Below are 19,440 nucleotides of genomic sequence, written 5' to 3'. Positions count from 1 at the left end.
GCAGGCGGGACCGGTTATCTGAAAGGAGAGGAAGTTCACATGGTTGAGAAGGTTGTGGTGGGGCCGGTCGTTGCTGATCGGGGATCCCACGCGTTCGGATTCCTGCCGATCACGACCGCAGGTGACGGTGGCAACATCGGGATCGGCGTGCACGTGCTCGCAGGACATCGGCCGGGGCCGAAGCTGGTCGTGATGGCCACTTCGCACGGGCAGGAGTATCGGCAGATCGCCTCGTTGATGCAGCTGGTGGAGGAGATCGACCCTGCCGTGCTGGTGGGCGATCTGGTGCTCGTACCGGTGCAGAACCCCGTGGCGTTCGAGATGGGCTCGCGCGGCTCGTGGATCGATGGTCTGTGGGGCGACAGCGGGAACATGAACCGGGTGTGGCCGGGCCGGGAGAACGGCTGGCTGACCGAGCGGTTCGCGCATGCCATCGTCCGGGATGTGTTCCCGGATGCCACGGTCATCATGGATCTGCACGCGCCGACGCGGGAGTTCCATCTGTCCTACGGGTACCTGGGCAAGGGCGAGCCGGGGGATCTGTCCTACGACGTCCCTCGGGCGTTCGGCCAGGAGATGCTCATGTGGAACAGCCCCGAGGAGCTCGTCGAGAAGGGCCAGAGCAGTACGACGGCCATGGCGTACGCCTCGTCTCAGGGGTACGTCACGTACGGCGGCGAGATCGGGGAGTTCCACGGTCTCGGTGTCGATCGCGATCAGCATTCTGCGGAGGAGCTCTACCGCGGCGTCCCCGAGGTGGGTTTCACGGGCATCACGAATGTGATGAAGTACCTCGGGATGATCGAGGGCGAGCTCAAGCTTCCGCCGCGTCAGATCCGCGTCACACCCGAGCTGAACCTGCGTCCGAACCACGGTGGTCTGCTGATCAGCAATGTGGGCGTCGAGGATCTCGGCACGGTGATCCCCGGCGGCACGGTGCTGGGGCGGGTGATCAGCCCGTACTCGTTCGAGGTCCTGGATGAGATCGTCGCACCCTTCGAGGAGTCGATCCTGACCGCCTGCCACTATCAGAAGCCCTTCGACAAGGTGCTGCCCGGCGAATTCGTCTACCTCGTCGGCGACAACAAGCGCACGGAAGAAGTTCCGCCGCTCACCACGCACCGGGCAGCGGCGCAGCCCCGGGCTTGACTCCGCCCCGGAGCAGGGATCGGACTGAGGACTCATGTCTTTCGACATCGTCGTCATCGGGGCGGGAATCGCCGGGGCGGCTGCCGCCCGGGCGGCAGCCGCCGAGGGGCTGAGCGTCCTCGTCGTCGACGCCGGGCTTCCGGGAGCGGCCAGTTCGGCGGGGGCGGGCATCGTGTCACCGGTGCCCGTCTCCCCCGCACCTGCGCAGTGGGAGCCGGCACTGTTCGCAGGCGTGGCGCATTACCGTACGCTTCCAGACCTGCTGGAGGTCGCGGACCCGGCCGAGATCGGGCTCGGACGGGTGGGTACGACGGTGGTGGCGCCACCCGAGCAGCGGGCTCTGCTCGAGGAGCTTCTCCGACGCGCTCGGCAGGCCGGAGCGCGGCACGGGTTCGATGATCTCGGCGAGCCCGACTGGGCCGGTGAACAGGAGATGCGCCATCACTGGCCGGTGCTGGCCACAGGACTGATCGGCCTGACGCTGCCCGGCGTCTCCCGTGTGGATGCGCGTCAGCTGTGCAGTGCCCTGCTGGATGCGGCGCGGCGCAGCGGAGCGCGTGTCGAGCGGGGGAGGGCGGAACCGGATGTGCGCGGAGGACGCGCGCGAGGCGTGCGGATCGGCAGCCGGATCGTGCCGGCGGGCGCAGTCATCGACGCGACGGGATGCTGGTCGGCCAGGCTGCCGGTCCAGACCCTCAAGGGCCAGCTCGTGCATCTGCGCACGCGAGATGCTCACCTCGACAGGTCGCCCATTCTGCAGACCCTGGGTGGAGGGTACCTGCTGGGCTTCCCCGAGGGCCGTGTCGTCGCCGGGGCGACCAGAGAGCCCGGATCGGGACGCGACCCGACACCGACGGCGGAAGGCATGCGCGCGGTGCTGGAGGACTGCCTGAGGCTCGCTCCGGGGCTGGCGCACGCGGAGGTGTGGGAGCACCGTGCAGGTCTGCGCCCGGTCAGCTCCGACGGGATTCCGCTGGTCGGACGAGATCCCGGGATCGACGGACTCGTGCACGTCGGGGGACTCGGCAGCTGGGGCCTGGCCACAGGTCCGTATCTCGGGATGCTGGGCGCGTTGACGGCCCTCGGTCAGACCTTGCCGCCGCAGGCGGCGATTCTCGATCCGGCACGATTCGCGGCCGGCGACGATTCGACGAGGAGCGATTCATGAGCAGTGCGCGCAAGGTGGTCCGAGGCGGCCTCGTGGTCACGATGGCATCGGACGAGGCCGCCCCGGCTGTTGCGGATGTGGAGGTCACGGCCGAGACGATCACCGCGATCGGGCCGGACCTCGACACGGAGGGGGCCGAGGTGATCGATGCGCAGGGCTGCATCGTGGCCCCCGGCCTGATCGACTCCCATGTGCACCTGTGGCAGACCCCGCTTCGCGGAGCTGCCGCAGACATCTGGGCGGGGGAGTACCGGTCCACGGTGCTGCCTCGGCGTGCGTTCTTCCGTCCTGCTGACGTGTACGCCGGCGCCGCCGCCGGGGCCGCGGTGATGCTGGCCGCGGGGGTCACCACGGTGGTCGACTTCTGTCATGCGCTGGCCGGACCCGAGCATGCCAGAGCCAACGTGCGGGCGTTGCGCGAGTCAGGCATCCGCGCGGTCCACGCGCACAGTCTGCGGGTGGAGGAACCGGGACGATTCGAACGCGATGAACGGTTCGCGTTCGCGCGTGAGCTTCAGCAGGACGAGTTCAAGTCGGGCTCCGAGGACCTGGTGAGCCTGATGCTGGCGCCCACGGATCTGCACACGGTGGGGCGAGAGGTCACTGCCGCAGAGGTCGAGCTGGCGCGTGCCCTCGGCGTCCCGATGACGTTCCATACGGACTACCCCGGGGAGGTCGCCGACCTGGCCGGTCGGGACCTGCTGGGACCGGACATGACCCTGGTCCACGGCAACGTGGTCACCGATGAGGAGTTGGATCTGCTCGCCGGTGCCGGCGCGAGCCTGGTGGTCACGCCGGAGATAGAAGTGGGGATGGGCAAGCCCTTCTCCACACTGGGCAGAGCGGTGCGCAGCGGCGTGGTGACGAGTCTGGGGACCTGTCTGACCTCGCTGGTCGAGATGGACATCTTCGCTCAGACGCGGCTCGCGTATCGGATGCAGCGCTGGATCGACGCGGAGGGCGAGCGCAGCGCCGGGCGCTGGCCGCTCCGGCGGTACGACGAACTGCGGCTGCTCGATTCGCGTCGGGTGCTGTCGATGGTGACGATCGATGCGGCGCGCGCGATCGGGCAGGCCGATCGGATCGGCAGCCTCGAAGTCGGCAAGCAGGCGGATCTCATTCTGGTCGACCCGGGGATGGTCGGCATGTCGGTGGCGGGGCCGGAAGCGCATCTGGTGCAGTCGGCGACGCGCGCGGACGTCGCGCTCACGATGGTCGCAGGTCGAGTGCGCGCACGGAACGGCCGTGCGCTGGGCATCGACCACGACAGGCTCGCGGCGGATCTTCAAGCAACGCGCTTGCACGTGCTAGCGACAGGCGATCTGGTGCCACAAATGTGATCTCAGCACGGAGACTCTTGAAGTACCGTAATGTATGCATAACTGTATACGGAATGGCATCCTCCACCGCCGGTGGTGGATGAAAGACCGAACCCATCTGCAGCTCAGAGACGAGCTGTGCACCAATGGAGGTAAGCAGGCATGGCAGCACAGAAGCGATGGGGACTCGCGGCGATGGTCGCCGCGGTCCTGTTCCTCACCGGTTGCGGTGGGGGTTCGCAACCCGGCCCCGACAGCTCGGGTGCGCCCGCAGGGGAGCCCCAGTCGGGAGGCACGATCACGATCGGTCTCCTCGCGGATGCCGTCGGCGGGCTCGACCCGCACAAGACGCCGAACCAGCAGTCCACCTGGGCTGACGGGCTGGTGTACAGCCGGCTGGTCGGGCTGGACGCTGAAGGCAAGGTCATCCCGGACCTCGCCGAGAAGTGGGAGGTCGTCAGCGACACCGAGTACACCTTCCAGATCCGCAGCGACGTCAAGTTCCACAACGGTCGAGAACTGACCGCCGACGACATCAAGTACTCGCTCGACCGGCTGCGCAACCCGGACACCGGCTCGTCGAAGGGGTACTGGTTCAAGAGCATCCAGGACATCGAAGCCCCCGCTCCGGACCGGATCACGCTCACTCTCAGCAAGCCCGACGCGGCTCTGCTGGTGCACCTCGCGAATCCTGTCGCGGCAGTGGTTCCTCAGGAGGTCGTGGAAGCGGAGGGAGATCTCAACCAGAAGATGGTCGGGAGCGGCCCGTTCGTGTTCGTCTCGCACACTCCCGGAGTCTCCCTGGTCCTCAAGAAGAACCCGGACTACTTCGTGAAGGGGCTTCCGTACCTCGATGAGGTCGTGCTGAAGCCGCTCGAGGACGAGAACACCCGAGTCAACGCGCTGAAGGCCGGCGACATCGACGTGGCCACCTTCGTGCCCGTCAACATGATCGACGCGCTCTCGAAGGAGCCGGGAGTCACCGTCAACGACGGCCGCTCTGGGCAGATGTACGCACTGCTCATGCAGGTGGGACGGCCGCCGCTGGACAACCTCCAGGTGCGACAGGCGATCATGAACGCCGTCGACCGGCAGGCGCTCGTCGAGGGCGCGATCTTCGGCAAGGGCGTGCCGCTGAGCAGCGGGCCGATCCCGTCGTGGCACCCGTACCACCTGAAGGGCGACATCTACAAGGGAAGCGATATGAAGAAGGCGGAGCGCCTGATGAAGGAATCGGGCGTCGCGACTCCGATCAACCTCACCATGGGCCTCTGGAGCGGGCAGACCTTCGCGATCAACGCCGGCCAGGTCATCCAGCAGGAGCTGAAGAAGCTCGGCATCAACATCGAGATCAAGCAGTACGGCGACTACGCCTCGTACAACAAGGCGGTGTTCGTGGAGAAGGTGCACGACATCACGATCCAGGGCCTCGGCGGGAAGATCGACCCCAACGACTGGCTCGCCGATGTGTTCCAGACGGGAAGCCGTTCCAACCTCACCGATTACAGCGACCCGGCTGTCGATGCGCTGCTGGACGAGGGGCGCGCGACGACCGACGTGGCAAAGCGCAAGGCGGCGTACGACAAGGCGCAGAAGATCATCGCCGAGAGCGGTCCGTTCGCACTGCTGTGGAACATGGAGCAGCCGGACGCGATCGTGGATCGGGTGAAGAACTACCAGCACCGTCCCGATCTGCAGCTCGATGGTCTGGTGACCACCTGGGTCGAGCAGAAGTAGGGATCGGACAGAGACGATGAACGCGAGCGTGGTCAGAGAGAGGACCCTCCCATGGTGAGCTACATCCTGCGGCGCTTCCTGCTGCTGGTGCCGACGGCCTGGGCGATCGCCACGCTCGCGTTCATCGCGATCCACTTCATCCCCGGCGACATCTCGGACTTCCTTCTCCAGGACGATCGAGATGGCGCTGCGGCCGAGCAGATCCGCGAGAGCCTCGGTCTGAATCGGCCGATCATCGTGCAGTACCTGGACTGGTTCTGGCGCATGCTCCAGGGAGACCTGGGCACGTCGTTCCTCACTGGGCGCTCCATCACGGCCGATGTCATGGAGCGGCTCCCCGCGACGCTGCAGCTGACTTTCGGCGGCCTGGTCGTCGCGCTTCTGATCGCCATCCCGGCCGGTGTCGTCTCGGCCGCCCGAAGGGGGCGTCCCGCTGACGCCACGATCCGGGTCGGTGCGTTCGTGGGCGTCTCCGTCCCGTCCTTCTGGCTGGGGCTGATGCTCGTGCTGCTCTTCGCCGTCACACTGGGCTGGTTCCCCTCGAGCGGATACGTTCCGTTCTTCGACGATCCCGTGGAGAACCTTCGACGGCTGACGCTCCCTGCGATCACACTCGGGGTCGCCATGGCCGGCACCACCACACGGATGCTTCGGGCATCCATGATCGACACGCTCCAGCAGGAGTTCATCCGTGTCGCGCACGCGAAGGGTGTGCCTGCGGGGCAGGTGATGCGGCGGCATGCGTTCCGCGCCGCCCTCATCCCGTCCATCACGTCCGTCGGGCTCCAGGTGGGCTACCTCCTGGGCGGCACGGTCGTGCTGGAGAAGGTCTTCGCCTGGCCCGGGAACGGGCGCTACCTGCTCGACGCGATCTCCGCGCGTGACTACCCGGTCGTGCAGGCCATGATCCTGATCTACGGCATCCTCTTCATGGTCATCAACCTGATCGTCGACGTGGCCTACGGGCTCACCGATCCGAGAGTGAGGCGGACATGACGCATCTGTTCTCCCGCATGCGTGCGCTCGCAGCCCCCGGGGTCGCGACGACGACGAGCATCGTCATCCTCGTCATCGTCGTGCTGTCCGCGGTGTTCGCGGGAATCCTGGCACCGTATCCCCAGGATCAGGCCGACCTCGTCAAGAGGTTCGAGGCCCCGTCCGCGCAGCACTGGCTGGGCACCGACGAACTCGGTCGAGACATCCTCAGCCGGCTGATGTACGGCGCCCAGGTCTCGCTCTTCGTCTCGGTCTCGGCCGTCGCTCTCGCCATGGTGGTGGGCATCGCGCTGGGAGGCATCGCGGCCGTCGGGCCGAGCTGGGTGCAGACGGCGATCCTGCGGTTCGCCGACGTGCTCCTCGGCTTCCCCGAGATCCTCATGGCCATCGTGCTCATGGCCATCCTGGGACCCTCGATCCTCAACGTCGTCCTGGCCGTCGGGATCGCCTACGCGCCCAGGTTCATCCGGCTGACCTGGAGCAGTCTTCTCGTGGTGCGCGAGCAGACCTACGTGGAGGCCGCCCGCGCCGCCGGCACGCGGACCGCCACGATCCTGTTCCGCCACATGCTTCCCAACATCCTGCCCGTGCTCCTGGTTCAGATCACGCTGAGTCTTGGGCACGTCGTCCTGGTGGAGAGCGCGCTCAGCTTCCTCGGCCTCGGGGTGCAGCCGCCCCAGGCCTCGTGGGGGTCGATGATCAACAGCGCTCAGCTGTACATCTCCCAGTCCCCGTACCCCGTGCTCTTCCCCGGCCTGGCGATCATGCTGACGGTTCTCGCCTTGAACTTCCTCGGTGACGCGCTCGCAGAGGGCGGCGACCCGCGCCTGCGCACCCGTGCGGCGGACAGCACCGATGTCGGCGTGGATGCGAAGACACCCGCAGCTGCCCTGGCCGAGCCAGGCAGCACCAGAGGAGGTATCTGATGGCCATGCCGGTACTGCAGGTGAGGAACCTGCGAACGTGCTTCGGCGAGGGCGAGGACGCCGTGGTCGCCGTCGACGACGTCAGCTTCGACATCGCCGAGGGCGAGATCGTCGGGGTCGTGGGCGAATCCGGGTGCGGCAAGTCCGTCACCGCCGCATCCATTCTGCGGCTCGTGCCCTCGCCCGGACGCGTCGCCAGCGGCGAGATCCTCTTCAATGGCCGGGATGTGCTGAGCATGTCGACCGAGGAGCTGCGGCGATTCCGGGGCAATGACGTGTCGATGATCTTCCAGGATCCCATGTCGTCGCTGAATCCCGTCATGAAGGTCGGCGCTCAGCTCGAAGAGGCCATGAGAGTGCATGGGCTCTCGGATCGGCGCGCTGCGGCTGAACGTGCGGCGTCTCTGATGTCGGGTGTGCGCATCCCCGCAGCTGCGGAACGAGTCGATGACTATCCCCACCAGTTCTCCGGCGGCATGCGTCAGCGGATCATGATCGCGATGGGTCTGGCCAACGAGCCATCCCTGCTGCTGGCGGACGAGCCGACGACGGCTCTGGACGTCACCGTCCAGGCCCAGATCCTGAGTCTGCTGCGCGACCTGAACCGCGAGACGCGCACGGCGATCATGCTGATCACGCACAACATCTCGGTGGTCGCGAACATCTGCACGCGCATGATCGTCATGTATGCCGGGCGGATCGTCGAGGAGGGACCCACCGAGCAGGTGCTGCGCAACCCTCAGCATCCCTACACATGGTCGCTTCTGCGCGCGGCTCCGAAGCTCGACGGCGAACGCGGCAGGCACCTGCTCACCATCGAGGGCATGCCGCCGAACCTGGCGGCACTGCCCGCGGGATGCCGGTTCGCACCGCGCTGCCGTTTCGCCGACGAGACCTGCCGGACGGATGAGCCGAAGCTGGTCGACGCCGGCGCGGGTCACGCGGAGCGGTGCTGGCATCCGATGCGCACGCTGAGCGACTTCGACAAGACCAAGGCCGAGGCGCCGCCGGTTGTCCGCGAGGCGGAACCGCAGATGCCTGCGGCGTCGGAGCCCGAGCGCATACCCCTCCTCGAGGTGCGCGACGTGTCCAAGGTCTTCACCCTCGGTGCGGGCCTGTCCTCGGGCAAGCGGACTCTGCGGGCTGTCGACGGGGTCTCCTTCGATGTGCATCCGGGCGAGACACTGGGCCTCGTCGGGGAATCCGGCTGCGGCAAGTCCACACTCGGGCGCGTGCTGCTCAACCTGGAGCCGCCCACCAGCGGCACGATCCGCTTCGACGGCGACGATCTGACGGCGCTCTCGGGTCGCGCCATGCGTGAGCGCCGCCGCGACCTGCAGATGGTGTTCCAAGACAGTCACGCGTCGCTGAACCCGCGACGCACCGTCGAGCAGATCATCGCGGAGCCGCTGCGCAACCTCGGGAACACGTCCAGCAGGGACCTCCGCAAGGCGGTGTTGGAGGTGATGGACGTCTGCGGGCTGCCATCGCGCTTCCTGAACCGTCATCCTCACGAGTTCTCGGGTGGTCAGCGCCAGAGGATCGGGATCGCCAGAGCGCTGGTCCTGAAGCCGAAGCTGATCATCGCCGATGAGCCGATCTCCGCACTCGATGTATCCATCCAGGCGCAGATCGTGAACCTCCTGCAGGATCTCCAACGCGATTTCCGTCTGACCTACGTGTTCATCTCGCACGACCTCTCCGTGGTGCGCCACATCGCGAACCGGGTGGCCGTCATGTACCTCGGGCAGATCGTCGAGCTCGGAACCGCCGACGACATCTACGAGCGCCCCCAGCATCCGTACACGAAGCTGCTGCTGTCGTCCATCCCGCGCATCGACTCTCGCGGGGACGGGCCGGCTCCGACAGTCGCCTCCGGTGAACTGCCGTCGCCCCTGGCGCCGCCGTCCGGATGCAGGTTCCGCACACGCTGTCCGCTCGCTGTGCCGGGGCTGTGCGACGTGCTCGTGCCGTCGACGCGTCGCGCTGTCGAGTCGGGTTCCGAGGTGGCGTGCCACCTCATCGGCGAGGGGGCGCATGTCCCGGAAGGAGCACACCCATGACTGGTATCGCACTCCCCTCGGGGGTGATCGTCGCACCTGCGACGCCGATGGACGGCGAGCTGCACATCGACTACGACGCGCTCGCCGATGATGTCGAGCGGCTGATCGCGGCCGGAGTGCACGGCCTCACTCCCTGCGCGATCACAGCCGAGGCCGAGACTCTCGACCTCGGTGAGCACCGACGCGTGCTGCAGACCACTGTCGAGGCGGCCGCCGGTCGGGTGCCCGTCTACTGCGGCATCGGCCGACCGTCCATCCTCGAACTGCGCACGTTGATCGACCATGTGCACGACATCGGCGGAGACGGGCTGTTCCTGATCACCCCGTACGCCTCGGCCCACACGGCCGACGAGGTTGCCGCGCACTTCCTGGATGTCGTCGAGCGCGCTGAACTCGACACGATCATCTACAACTGCCCGGGCTATTCGGGCGTGCATCTGGTGCCTGAGCTGATCTCCGATCTCGCCGACCATTCGAAGGTCGTGGGGATCAAGGAGGGTCATCAGCCCCAGCTCGCCGAGACCGTTCAGCAGGCGGGAGATCGGCTGGCAGTGCTCACCGCGAGGGATTCCTATCTCATGCCCTCGATGGCTGTCGGGGCGGTCGGCGTCGTGTCCTTCGCGGCGAACGTCGAGCCTGAAGCTCACGTGGCGCTCTACGATGCGATCGCCGTGGGGGACCTGCCGCGCGCCGAGCGGCTGCATCAGGCGATCTGCGATCTCGTCGATGCGCTGGTGGCGCGCAGCTATCCGGTGCTCATCAAGGAGGCGATGCATCTCAAAGGCCGTGCGATAGGCTCTGCACGACGCGTCGCGACCCCCATCAGTTCGGCCGAGCGGCTGAGGATCGCACAGGCGATCGACGGCGTCGCGCGGGCGATGGCCTAGGTCGCGAGGAGCGGTATGGATGCTGTGAGCACGAGCCCACACGCGTTGAGCGAATCGGGCTCGGGCAGGAGGAGCGCTGTGGCTGCTGAAGACGAACGAACGGAGAACCGGGGGAGTCTCGCCGAGCGGACGTACGAGAACCTCCGCTTCGCGATCGTCCGCGGGGAGCTGCGACCCAATGAGCGGCTGATCGAGGTGGACCTCGCCGAGCGGTTCCAGGTCTCGCGGACTCCCGTGCGCGAGAGCCTGCAGCGCCTCGCCGTCGACGGGCTGGTCGTGCCGGCACGCAGGGGGTGGGTCGTCAGAGAGCTCGCCCTCGATGAGATCCGTGAGATCTACGAGGTGCGCGAGGCGCTGGAAGGGCGGGCCGCGGCGCTGGCGGCGGAGCGCGCGACGGCGGAGGAGCGTGAGAGCATCCTCGGGCTGGTCGCGCACCGTCATGTCTCCCCGGGGGAGAACCGGACGGGAGGCGCCAAGATGGTCTACGACAATGACGCCTTCCACACCGCCGTGATCAACGCCTGCGGCAACCGGCGCCTGGTCGGTCAGATCGAACGGAACGTCGACTACTACTACAACGTGCAGGTGGCGTCCCTGTACAACGACGCGGAGCTGGCGACGTCTCTGCGGCAGCACTCCGAGATCGCCCAGGCCATCATGGACGGCGATCCGGAGACCGCGGAGTCGACCATGCGCAGGCACATCCAGGATGCGCTCGCGGTGATCCTCGAGCACTCCTCACCGGCGCCGCGACTGTTCGATGAGGGCGGCTCCTCCCTCGCTGGGCCGGCCTCGTAGCAGTTCCGCATCGAGTGCCAGAGACGCTGGCGCTGCAGTGCCTCCTTGTCGTTCTCGATGCGTGGTCCCCAGCCGGGTTCCAGCCCACAATCGGAGCACAGGCGGAATCAGTGCGTCGGTGTGAGGAGCCGGAACATGGAGGGCGATGTGCTCGCGGAGATGGATGAGTGGGGTCCGGAGAAGGTCGTGTGCGTGCAGGATGCCCGCACGGGCATGCGCGGCGTCCTGGTGATCGACAACACATCCCGAGGAATGGGTAAGGGCGGAACCCGCATGTCGACCGGTGTCACGGTCGGTGAGATCGCCAGGCTCGCCCGCACGATGACGTGGAAATGGGCCGCCAACGACCTGTACTTCGGCGGAGCGAAGGCGGGAATCCTCGGGGATCCCCACGGGGCGGACAAGGAGGCCCAGCTGAGGGCCTTCGCTCGCGCGCTGGCCAACGAGGTGCCCGAGGAGTACGTTTTCGGGCTGGACATGGGGCTGAACGAGCGGGATGCGGCGATCATGGCCGACGAGCTCGGTGACATCGGCGCCGCCGTCGGCCTTCCCGGCAGCCTCGGCGGCCTGCCCTATGACGAGTTCGGCATCACCGGCTTCGGCGTGGCCGAGGCCACGGATGCGGCAGTCTCGGAACTCGGCTTCGAACTGGTGGGATCCCGTGTGGCGATCCAGGGCTATGGCGCCGTCGGGTTCGCCGCGGCGGAGCGCCTGTCCGAACTCGGCGCCAGCGTCACCGCCATCTCCACGATCAGCGGCGCCGTGGTCGACCCGGATGGCATCGACCTGAAGCTGCTCGCCGCGCTGCGCGTCGAGCACGGCGATGACTGCGTGCTCGCATACGGGGGCAGCCCGGCGCCCGAGTCGGTGTTCGAGGCGGATGTCGACATCCTCATCCCTGCCGCACGTGAAGATGTCATCACAGCGTCCATCGCGGCATCCACGACCGCACGTCTGGTCGTCGAGGCCGCGAACATGCCGACGTTCCCCGAGGCGCGGGAGACGCTCTTCGAGCGAGGAATCGCACTGGTCCCCGACTTCATAGCCAATGCCGGCGGCATCGTGGCCGCGGCGCACTCGATGAATGCCCGGAGGTCGCCATTCGCCGTCGACCCCGAGGTGGTGTTCGACGCCGTGTCCTCGAAGATGAGGGCCAATGCGACGTCGGTCGTGGCGGAGAGCCGGCGGCGTGCGCAGCCGGCGCACGTGACGGCGACCGGACTCGCACAGGAGAGGGTCGCGTCGGCGATGGTGGCCCGAGGGCAGCGGGATCCGCGTGCTTAGCGCAGGTCGTGCCTTCCGGCGGAGTTCGTGAGAGCCTGTACCGAACGGAACCACCCCTGACGAGGACCTCATGCTCAATCCCATCCACCTCGCCACCATGCTCGCCGTGATCCGCACGGGGTCGTTCGCGATGGCTGCGCGCGAACTCGGCTACACGCCATCGGCGGTGTCCCAGCAGATGGCCGCGCTGGAGGGCAGCGTCGGAATGGTGCTCTTCGAGCGCGGCGCGCGCGACATCCGCCCCACGGTCTCCGCGGAGCTGCTGGCCGAAGCCAGCCGCCCCATGCTGGCCATGCTGGAGTCACTCGAGGCTCAGGTGCGGGACCTCGCCGGCGGGCGAAGCGGAAGGCTGCGACTGGGCAGTTTCCCGACCGCCAGCGAGCGGATCGTGCCCGGAGTGCTGGCACTGCTGGCCGAGCGGCTCCCGAACCTGCGGATCGAACTGGAGGAGGACGAGCCCGACGTGCTGCTTCCGCTGGTGGAGGAAGGGCGGATCGATCTGGCCGTCATCTACGAGTACGCGGGCGTGCCGCGGCAGTGGCCGGCCGAGCTGCAGCAGACGGTGCTGCTGGAGGAGGAGGTCGGAGTGCTGATGCCCGTCGGGCACCGTCTGGCCGATGCGGAGGCCGTCTCCATGGCCGATGTGATGGACGAGGTCTGGGTCGCGACGCGACGGGGCACAGCGGCGGCCGTGTTCCTGGAGCGGCTGAGTGCGGCCTCGGGGTTCGTGCCCAAGGTGAGCTTCCGCAGCAGCGACTACGACGTGATCAGGCGGCTCGTCCGGGCGGGCCTGGGCATTGCCCTGGTGCCGGCACTGGGACATGAGGACGAGAGCGGCACGGTCATCCGTCCCATGACGACGCGAGGCCTGCTGCGCCGGGTCTTGGCGGTGCGTCGTGCGGTGGGGGCGATCCCTGCCACGGATGAGGTGCTCGACGCGTGCCTCACAGCCGTGCGGTCGCTGCATGGCATTCCCGGGCTCAGCGTCGGTGACTGAGCAGGACGGACGCGGCGGCGACGATCTGCTCCTCGTCCAGGAGGACGCGATCAGCGGCGGGGCCGAGCGGCACGAAGGTGTCGCGGCTGGTGATGCGCTGGATCCGGCCTGCGTAACCGCCGTCCACGAGGGTCGCGACGACGCCTTCTGAGACGCCTCCGCTGGCGCGGGTCTCGTCGACGACCAATACCGCGGGGTAGCGGGAGGCGACGCCCAGCAGGGCCGCGGCGGGCAGGGGGGACAGCCACTGCAGATCGAGTACCCCAGCTGCGCCGGCAGGCAGACGGGCGGCCGCGCGCAGGCTCATGCGCACGCCGTTGCCGAAGGTGACGAGCAGAACTCGCTCGCCCTCCTGCAGGACGTCCACCGTGCCGCGTGGGCGCCGCAGAGAGTCCCACTCGGCCGGCGGCGCGTACGGCGCGAGGAGGGCGTCGTCGCCGGGCTGGTGCAGGTCACGCTCGTGGTAGAGCGCTATCGGCTCGACGAAGGCGCAGACGCGCTGCTCCGCCTCAGCCAGTGCGATGCATTCGCGCAGGAGCGCGGGTGCCGCGGCCGGACCGCTCGGGACTGCCACCACGAGCCCGGGGATGTCGCGCAGCACGGCGAGGGAGTTGTCGTTGTGGAAATGCCCGCCGAAGCCCTTCTGGTAGGCGAGGCCGGCGATGCGCACGATCATGCCGTTGCCGTACTGCCCGGCGGAGAAGAACCGCAGCGAGGCCGCCTCCCCGCGCAGTTGATCCTCGGCGTTGTGCAGGTAGGCCAGGTACTGGATCTCGGGAATCGGGAGTCCCCCCGCCAGCGCCGCGCCCAGAGCAGTGCCGAGCACCGTCTGCTCGTCGAGCAGCGTGTCGAAGACCCGGGTCGAGCCGAAGGCGGCGCGCAGACCGCGGGTGACCCCGTAGACGCCGCCCTTGCGTGCGACATCCTCTCCGAAGACCTGCGCCGCCGGGCGCGCGGCCAGCGTGTCGCGCAGGGCGGCGTTCACCGACTGCGCCAGGGTGAGCGGTCCGACCGACTCGGGCAGGCGCCCGTCGAACGCCTCGCTGCGATCGCTCGAGAGCAGGCGGACTCTCGCGCGCACCTCGGCCGGCCGCTCCTCGGTGAGCGGAGCCATGACCTCGCCGGCAGTGGACAGTCGGCGAGGACCTGACGCGAGCGCCTCGGCGACGTGTGAGATCTCCTCGGAGATCTGCGCGTAGCGTGAGCGCAGATCTCCGAGGGGGTGCCCGGCCGTCACCAGGGCGGCGGCCGTCGCGAGGATCGGATCGCGAGCGTGATCGGTCGCGATTTCCGCGCGCGAACGGTATGCCGTCTCCACATCCGAACCGGCATGCCCGCCGAAGCGGACGGTGCCGAGATGCAGCAGCGCCGGAGCGCCGGATTCCCTGACCGCCGCGGCCAGGTCGGTGACGGTGCGCAGCAGACCGACCGGATCGGTGCTCTCGGCCCGCGCATAGCGGAGGCCGGCGCGGCCGTCCATCAGCCGGCTGATCCATCCTGACGGCGTGCGGGTGCTGATGCCGATCCCGTTGTCCTCGCAGACCAGCAGCAGCGGCAGTCGTCGCTGCGAATGCGCGCAGTAGCCGGCCGCGTTGAGCGCGCCCTGCGCAGTGGAGTGATTGGCCGACGCGTCGCCGAAGCTGCATACGACCACGGCGTCGTCTGCGACGCCCTGGAGTGGGAACGCCCGCGAGCCGACGGCGAAGGCGAGCCCGAATGCGCGCGGAAGGTGGGAGGCGATGGTGGAGGTCTGCGGGATGATCGCCAGGCGCGCATGGCCGAAGACCTTGTGCCTGCCGCCGGAGATGGGGTCGCGCACATCGGCTGCGCTGCCGTGGAGGACGTCGGCGATCGGCGTGCTCCCCGGCACCTGACCGGCGCGCGCCGCGTAGAACCCACCGCTGCGATAGTGCAGCAGCGCGGGGTCCGTCGGACGCAGGGCGAGGGCGACGGCCGCGTTGCCCTCGTGGCCGGCGGAGCCGATCGTGTAGAAGCCCTCCTTCCGGCTCTGCAGCCAGCGCTGGGCGACGTCGAGTCTTCGGCTCTGCGCCTGTGCGTCGAACAGCGACAGCAGCAGCGGGACCTCGTCCTGGGCGGCGAGAGTGGGCACCGCCGGGAGGTCACCGGTGTCGAGGGCACTGACGACCCAGCTGTCCAGGGCATCGCTCACGGGACTCTCTTCCTGCTCGATCCTGTCTTCTCCTGCCAGCATTCACCGGCGACCGCCCGAAGCCAACAGAGCGACCGCTCCATCCCGTTGGGGTCGGCCCAGCAAGGCTGATGCCCGAGGGCGGAGTTCTAGAATCGGAACATGGCACATTCCCTTCCCCCCCTGGCATTCCTCGGCGCTGGATCGATGGGCGGGGCGCTGCTGCGGGGTGTGCTGGCATCCGGCATCCCGGTTCAGGGCGGCGTCACGGCGGTCAATCGTTCGACGGCGTCCGCTGCGGCGCTCGCGGAGCTGCCCGGGACGACGAGCCTGGCGACGGCGACCACCGCGGATGCCAACGTGACGGCGGCCGCCGGCGCCGGACTCATCGTGGTCGGAGTGAAACCGGTCATGGTCCCCGCGCTGCTGCAGGAGATCGCGGGGGCCGTCCCCCCTGACGCGGTGGTCGTCAGCATCGCCGCGGGCATCCCCGCTCGGACCTTCGAGGCTATTCTCGGCGCCGACGTCAAGGTCGTCCGGGCCATGCCGAACACCCCGGCCGCCATCGGGCAGGGCGTCACCGGAATCGCGCCGGGGTCGGCTGCAGACGCCGATGATGTCGCGCTGGTGCGCCGCCTGTTCGAGACGGTGGGCACAGTGGTCGAAGTGGAGGAGTCCGAGATCGACGCGCTGAGTGCGATCTCAGGCTCCGGCCCGGCCTACGTCTACTTCCTGATCGAGGAGTTCACGGCCGCCGCGGAACGGCTGGGGTTCTCCTCGGCCCAGGCTCGGCTCCTGGTCGAGCAGACCTTCGCCGGGGCGACCGCGCTGCTGGACGCATCCGGCGATGGTCCCGCAGAGCTGCGACGGCAGGTGACCAGTCCCCACGGGACCACCGAGCGTGGCGTCGCCGTGCTGCAGGATGCCGGGCTGGCCGAGATCTTCACACGTACGATCCAAGCGGCACGGGACCGTGCAGTGGAGCTCGGCGCCGGCGGATGACCATCGTCATCGCCCCGTGATGCTCATCGGAACGAGGCGATGCCCGTGAGGTGCTGACCCACGACCAGCGTGTGCATCTCGGACGTGCCCTCGTACGTCAGGACCGACTCGAGATTGTTCATGTGACGGATGACCGGGTACTCGAGGCTGATGCCGTTCGCTCCGAGTATCGTTCGGGCGGTGCGGCAGATCTCCAGGGATTCGCGCACGTTGTTCAGCTTGCCCAGGCTGACCTGCGTGTGGTGCAGCGCACCCGCGTCCTTCAGTCGGCCCAGGTGCATGGCCAGCAGCAGGCCCTTCTGGTATTCCAAGGCCATCGAGGCGAGCTTGGCCTGGGTCAGCTGGAAGGCGCCGATCGGGCGCCCGAACTGCTCGCGCTCCCGCGAGTAGCGCACGGCTGTCTCCAGCGAGGATCGCGCAGCGCCGAGGGCGCCGAAGACGATCCCGAACCGCGCTTCATTGAGGCACGCCAGGGGGCCGGACAGGCCCCGTGCGCCGGGAAGCATCGCGGCGTCGGGAACACGGACGCCGTCGAGCACGAGTTCGCTGGTGATGGACGCGCGCAGGGACAGCTTGTGCGGGATGCGCGTTGCGGAGAAACCCTGCGTCGACGTGGGCACGACGAATCCGCGGATGCCCTCGTCGGTCTGAGCCCAGATGACGGCCACGTCGGCGATCGAGCCGTTGGTGATCCACATCTTCCGGCCGTCGATGACCCAGTCGCCGCCGTCCCGACGCGCACTGGTCAGCATTCCGCCCGGGTCCGACCCGCGGTCGGGTTCGGTGAGGCCGAAGCAGCCGATCGCCTTGCCCGACGCCATCTGCGGCAGCCACTGCGTCCTCTGCTCCTCGGAGCCCCAGCGGTGGATCGCGTACATGGCCAGGGAGCCCTGAACCGACACGAAGGACCGGATGCCGGAGTCGCTCGACTCGAGCTCCAGGCATGCGAGGCCATAGGAGGTCGCTGACATCCCCGCGCAGCCGTAGCCCTCGAGGTGCATGCCCAGCAGCCCGAGCTCGCCGAATCCGCGCGCCAGCTCGCGGGCGGCCGGCAGGTCACCCGTCTCGAACCATTCCGCGACGTGCGGGTCGACGTGCTGGCTGCAGAACGAACGGACGGCGCCGCGGATCTCCCTCTCCTCGTCGGTGAGCAGGGAGTCGACGTTCGCGATGTCGATCGCGTCGGCGACGGGCAGGGGCTGCGCAGGCTTCATGGTCGTCATGCTAGGAATGCGCGCGCGGGGTCGTCAACGATGACGCTCAGACTCTGGGGCAAGCACGAGAATCGCTGGTCTCCCTGCCGCCGCAGCAACGCCGTCTGCAGACCGGCTGACCGTAGCGTGATACGTGAGTCCGAGACAGAGGAGCATGATGTCGACATACAGGCAGACCGCGACGATCGCGTACGACACGGCGGCACGGGCCGTCGCACTGGCGATGGAGGTCGGCGCGAGCAGGGGCGTGAAACCGGTGGTGGCCGTCGCGGACCCTGCGATGACGCTCATCGCCTACGGCGTGGCCGACGGGGCGACACCGCACAGTGCGGAGACCAGTCGGCGCAAAGCCGCCACGGCGGCATCGACGCGCCGGAGGACGGCGCTCATCCCCGAGGCGCTCGCGATCGCGCTTCCGCTCGGGACCGGCGGCATTCTCACGACGGTCGACGGCGGAGTGCCGATCTTCTTCGACGACGTCCACGTGGGAGGCCTCGGAGTGGCCGGCGGCACCCCTGCTCAGGATGCGGAGATCGCCCTCGAGGTGCTGAAGAGGCTCGGCGCGCGCACCGAGGGTGCGGGGCTGTGAGCGTCAGGCGGGGACGCAGCGCCCCCGCCTGAGCGTGCGCCGGGTGGCTGGGCCTACCGGTCCAGCCCGGAGAACCGCTCGATGTCGCTGTTCGTGCCCGACACGATGATCAGGTCGTGGTTGGTGACGATGGTGTCGGCCTCCGCGTAGCGGAACGGCTTGCCGGGGCTCTTCACGCCCACCACGGTGACCTTGTACTTGGTGCGCACGCCGGACTCGCTCAGCTTCACGCCGCGGATGAACTTCGGCGGGTACATCTTGGCCAGGACGAAGTCGTCGTCGAAGCGGATGAAGTCCAGCATCCGGCCGCTGACCAGATGCGCCACGCGTTCGCCGGCCTCGCGCTCGGGATAGATGACGTGATTGGCGCCCACGCGCGCGAGGATCTTGCCGTGCGACTGCGAGACGGCCTTGGCCCAGATCTGCGGCACCTTCAGATCGACGAGGTTGGCCGTGATGAGCACGGATGCCTCGATGAGCGAGCCGACGGCCACGACGGCCACCTGGAAGTCCTGCGCGCCGATCTGGCGCAGCGCGTCCATGTTGCGGGCGTCCGCCTGCACGGTGTGCGTGACGCGCTCAGACCACTTCTGCACGAGCCCGAGGTCCTCGTCGATCGCGAGCACCTCGCGGTCGAGCCTGTCCAGCTCGCCTGCGCAGGCGGCGCCGAAGCGACCCAGGCCGATCACGAGCACCGGTGCGTCGCCGCGAACCATGTCAACCATGCTGCTCAGTCTACGGACGATGCGATCTGTCGTCGTGTTAGTCTCCCGAGCACCAGTGCGTGATGCGCGGGCAGATCCGGAGGGGATTGATTAATGCTCAAGCTGAGTACAGGTCCACGGCAATCAGGTCGAAGAATGCGACGGTGGTGGTTCGTGGCCGCGCTCGTGCTGGTAGGGGCAGGTGTCGCGGTGCCTGCCTACGCTGCCGAGGAGCCTGGAGTCGACCCCGGAGCAGAGGCAACCCGCGTCCTCCAGCAACAGGGATATAGCACTGCGCCAGAGGACTTCTTGCCGTCCGAGGCAACGCCGTCGTTGTCATCGGCGGACTCGTCCTCCGCGACCGAAACTGTCACGCTGCGGTCATCCGCCAGCGGGTATGCCGTTGTCTGCAAAGGCACAACGAGTTCGAACGCTGTGCGTGACCCGCATTACTCCAA

16 protein-coding genes are annotated in these 19,440 nt (G+C 68.2%); 13 read left to right on the top strand and 3 right to left on the bottom strand.

The annotated features are described in order from the left end of the window. Window positions 1-39 precede the first annotated feature (39 nt). The 11 genes from WA967_RS06515 to WA967_RS06465 all read left to right on the top strand — a co-directional run bounded on the left by WA967_RS06515 (window position 40) and on the right by WA967_RS06465 (window position 13,324). Window positions 40-1,149: a succinylglutamate desuccinylase/aspartoacylase family protein gene (locus tag WA967_RS06515; protein ID WP_424420247.1), complete on the top strand. Its 1,110-nt coding sequence runs from the start codon at window positions 40-42 to the stop codon at window positions 1,147-1,149. Between the two features lie 34 nt (window positions 1,150-1,183). After that, complete coding sequence (locus WA967_RS06510) at window positions 1,184-2,317, top strand: NAD(P)/FAD-dependent oxidoreductase (protein WP_424420245.1); 1,134 nt, start codon at window positions 1,184-1,186, stop codon at window positions 2,315-2,317. A gap of 41 nt (window positions 2,318-2,358) precedes the next feature. After that, entirely contained in the window at window positions 2,359-3,657 is a 1,299-nt protein-coding gene (locus tag WA967_RS06505) for an amidohydrolase family protein (RefSeq protein ID WP_424420243.1), read from the top strand. 141 nt (window positions 3,658-3,798) lie between these two features. Further along, window positions 3,799-5,373, top strand: coding sequence for an ABC transporter substrate-binding protein (locus WA967_RS06500; RefSeq protein ID WP_424420241.1), 1,575 nt, complete (start codon window positions 3,799-3,801; stop codon window positions 5,371-5,373). Window positions 5,374-5,424: 51 nt separating this feature from the next. Then, a complete protein-coding gene (locus WA967_RS06495; protein ID WP_424420239.1) occupies window positions 5,425-6,369 on the top strand; it encodes an ABC transporter permease in 945 nt (314 codons plus the stop codon). Next, a complete protein-coding gene (locus WA967_RS06490; RefSeq protein WP_424420237.1) occupies window positions 6,366-7,295 on the top strand; it encodes an ABC transporter permease in 930 nt (309 codons plus the stop codon). The genes WA967_RS06495 and WA967_RS06490 overlap by 4 nt, the downstream gene beginning before the upstream one ends. Further along, window positions 7,295-9,358: a dipeptide ABC transporter ATP-binding protein gene (locus WA967_RS06485; protein WP_424420235.1), complete on the top strand. Its 2,064-nt coding sequence runs from the start codon at window positions 7,295-7,297 to the stop codon at window positions 9,356-9,358. Before WA967_RS06490 ends, WA967_RS06485 begins: the two co-directional genes overlap by 1 nt. After that, window positions 9,355-10,245, top strand: a complete 891-nt coding sequence (locus tag WA967_RS06480; protein WP_424420233.1) for a dihydrodipicolinate synthase family protein — start codon at window positions 9,355-9,357, stop codon at window positions 10,243-10,245. The genes WA967_RS06485 and WA967_RS06480 overlap by 4 nt, the downstream gene beginning before the upstream one ends. A 78-nt stretch (window positions 10,246-10,323) precedes the next feature. Then, a complete protein-coding gene (locus WA967_RS06475) occupies window positions 10,324-11,043 on the top strand; it encodes a GntR family transcriptional regulator (protein ID WP_424420231.1) in 720 nt (239 codons plus the stop codon). Between the two features lie 135 nt (window positions 11,044-11,178). After that, window positions 11,179-12,327: a Glu/Leu/Phe/Val family dehydrogenase gene (locus WA967_RS06470; RefSeq protein ID WP_424420229.1), complete on the top strand. Its 1,149-nt coding sequence runs from the start codon at window positions 11,179-11,181 to the stop codon at window positions 12,325-12,327. 70 nt (window positions 12,328-12,397) lie between these two features. Beyond that, window positions 12,398-13,324 (top strand): LysR family transcriptional regulator, encoded by a 927-nt coding sequence (locus tag WA967_RS06465; RefSeq protein WP_424420227.1) that lies wholly within the window; start codon window positions 12,398-12,400, stop codon window positions 13,322-13,324. Here WA967_RS06465 and WA967_RS06460 read toward each other — a convergent pair. Further along, complete coding sequence (locus WA967_RS06460) at window positions 13,308-15,494, bottom strand: thiamine pyrophosphate-dependent enzyme (protein ID WP_424420225.1); 2,187 nt, start codon at window positions 15,492-15,494, stop codon at window positions 13,308-13,310. The two genes, WA967_RS06465 and WA967_RS06460, sit on opposite strands and share 17 nt — an antisense overlap. Before the next feature lie 141 nt (window positions 15,495-15,635). Here WA967_RS06460 and proC point away from each other — a divergent pair, with 141 nt between their 5' ends. Continuing rightward, entirely contained in the window at window positions 15,636-16,475 is an 840-nt protein-coding gene (gene proC, locus WA967_RS06455; protein ID WP_424420223.1) for a pyrroline-5-carboxylate reductase, read from the top strand. A gap of 23 nt (window positions 16,476-16,498) precedes the next feature. On the opposite strand, the gene WA967_RS06450 is transcribed toward proC, so the two are convergent. Further along, on the bottom strand, window positions 16,499-17,689 hold the full coding sequence (locus tag WA967_RS06450; protein WP_424420221.1) for an acyl-CoA dehydrogenase family protein: 1,191 nt from the start codon (window positions 17,687-17,689) through the stop codon (window positions 16,499-16,501). A gap of 157 nt (window positions 17,690-17,846) precedes the next feature. Here WA967_RS06450 and WA967_RS06445 point away from each other — a divergent pair, with 157 nt between their 5' ends. Beyond that, a complete protein-coding gene (locus WA967_RS06445) occupies window positions 17,847-18,278 on the top strand; it encodes a GlcG/HbpS family heme-binding protein (protein ID WP_424420219.1) in 432 nt (143 codons plus the stop codon). A 53-nt stretch (window positions 18,279-18,331) separates the two neighbouring features. Here the strand turns inward: WA967_RS06445 and WA967_RS06440 are convergent, their stop codons facing one another. Continuing rightward, a complete protein-coding gene (locus WA967_RS06440) occupies window positions 18,332-19,003 on the bottom strand; it encodes a potassium channel family protein (RefSeq protein ID WP_424420217.1) in 672 nt (223 codons plus the stop codon). Window positions 19,004-19,440 lie beyond the last annotated feature (437 nt).

Source organism: Microbacterium sp. (assembly GCF_049650565.1).
GTDB lineage: Bacteria > Actinomycetota > Actinomycetes > Actinomycetales > Microbacteriaceae > Microbacterium.
The sequence above is the reverse complement of the archived record's forward strand: the minus strand, read 5'-3'. Positions and strand labels throughout refer to the sequence as shown.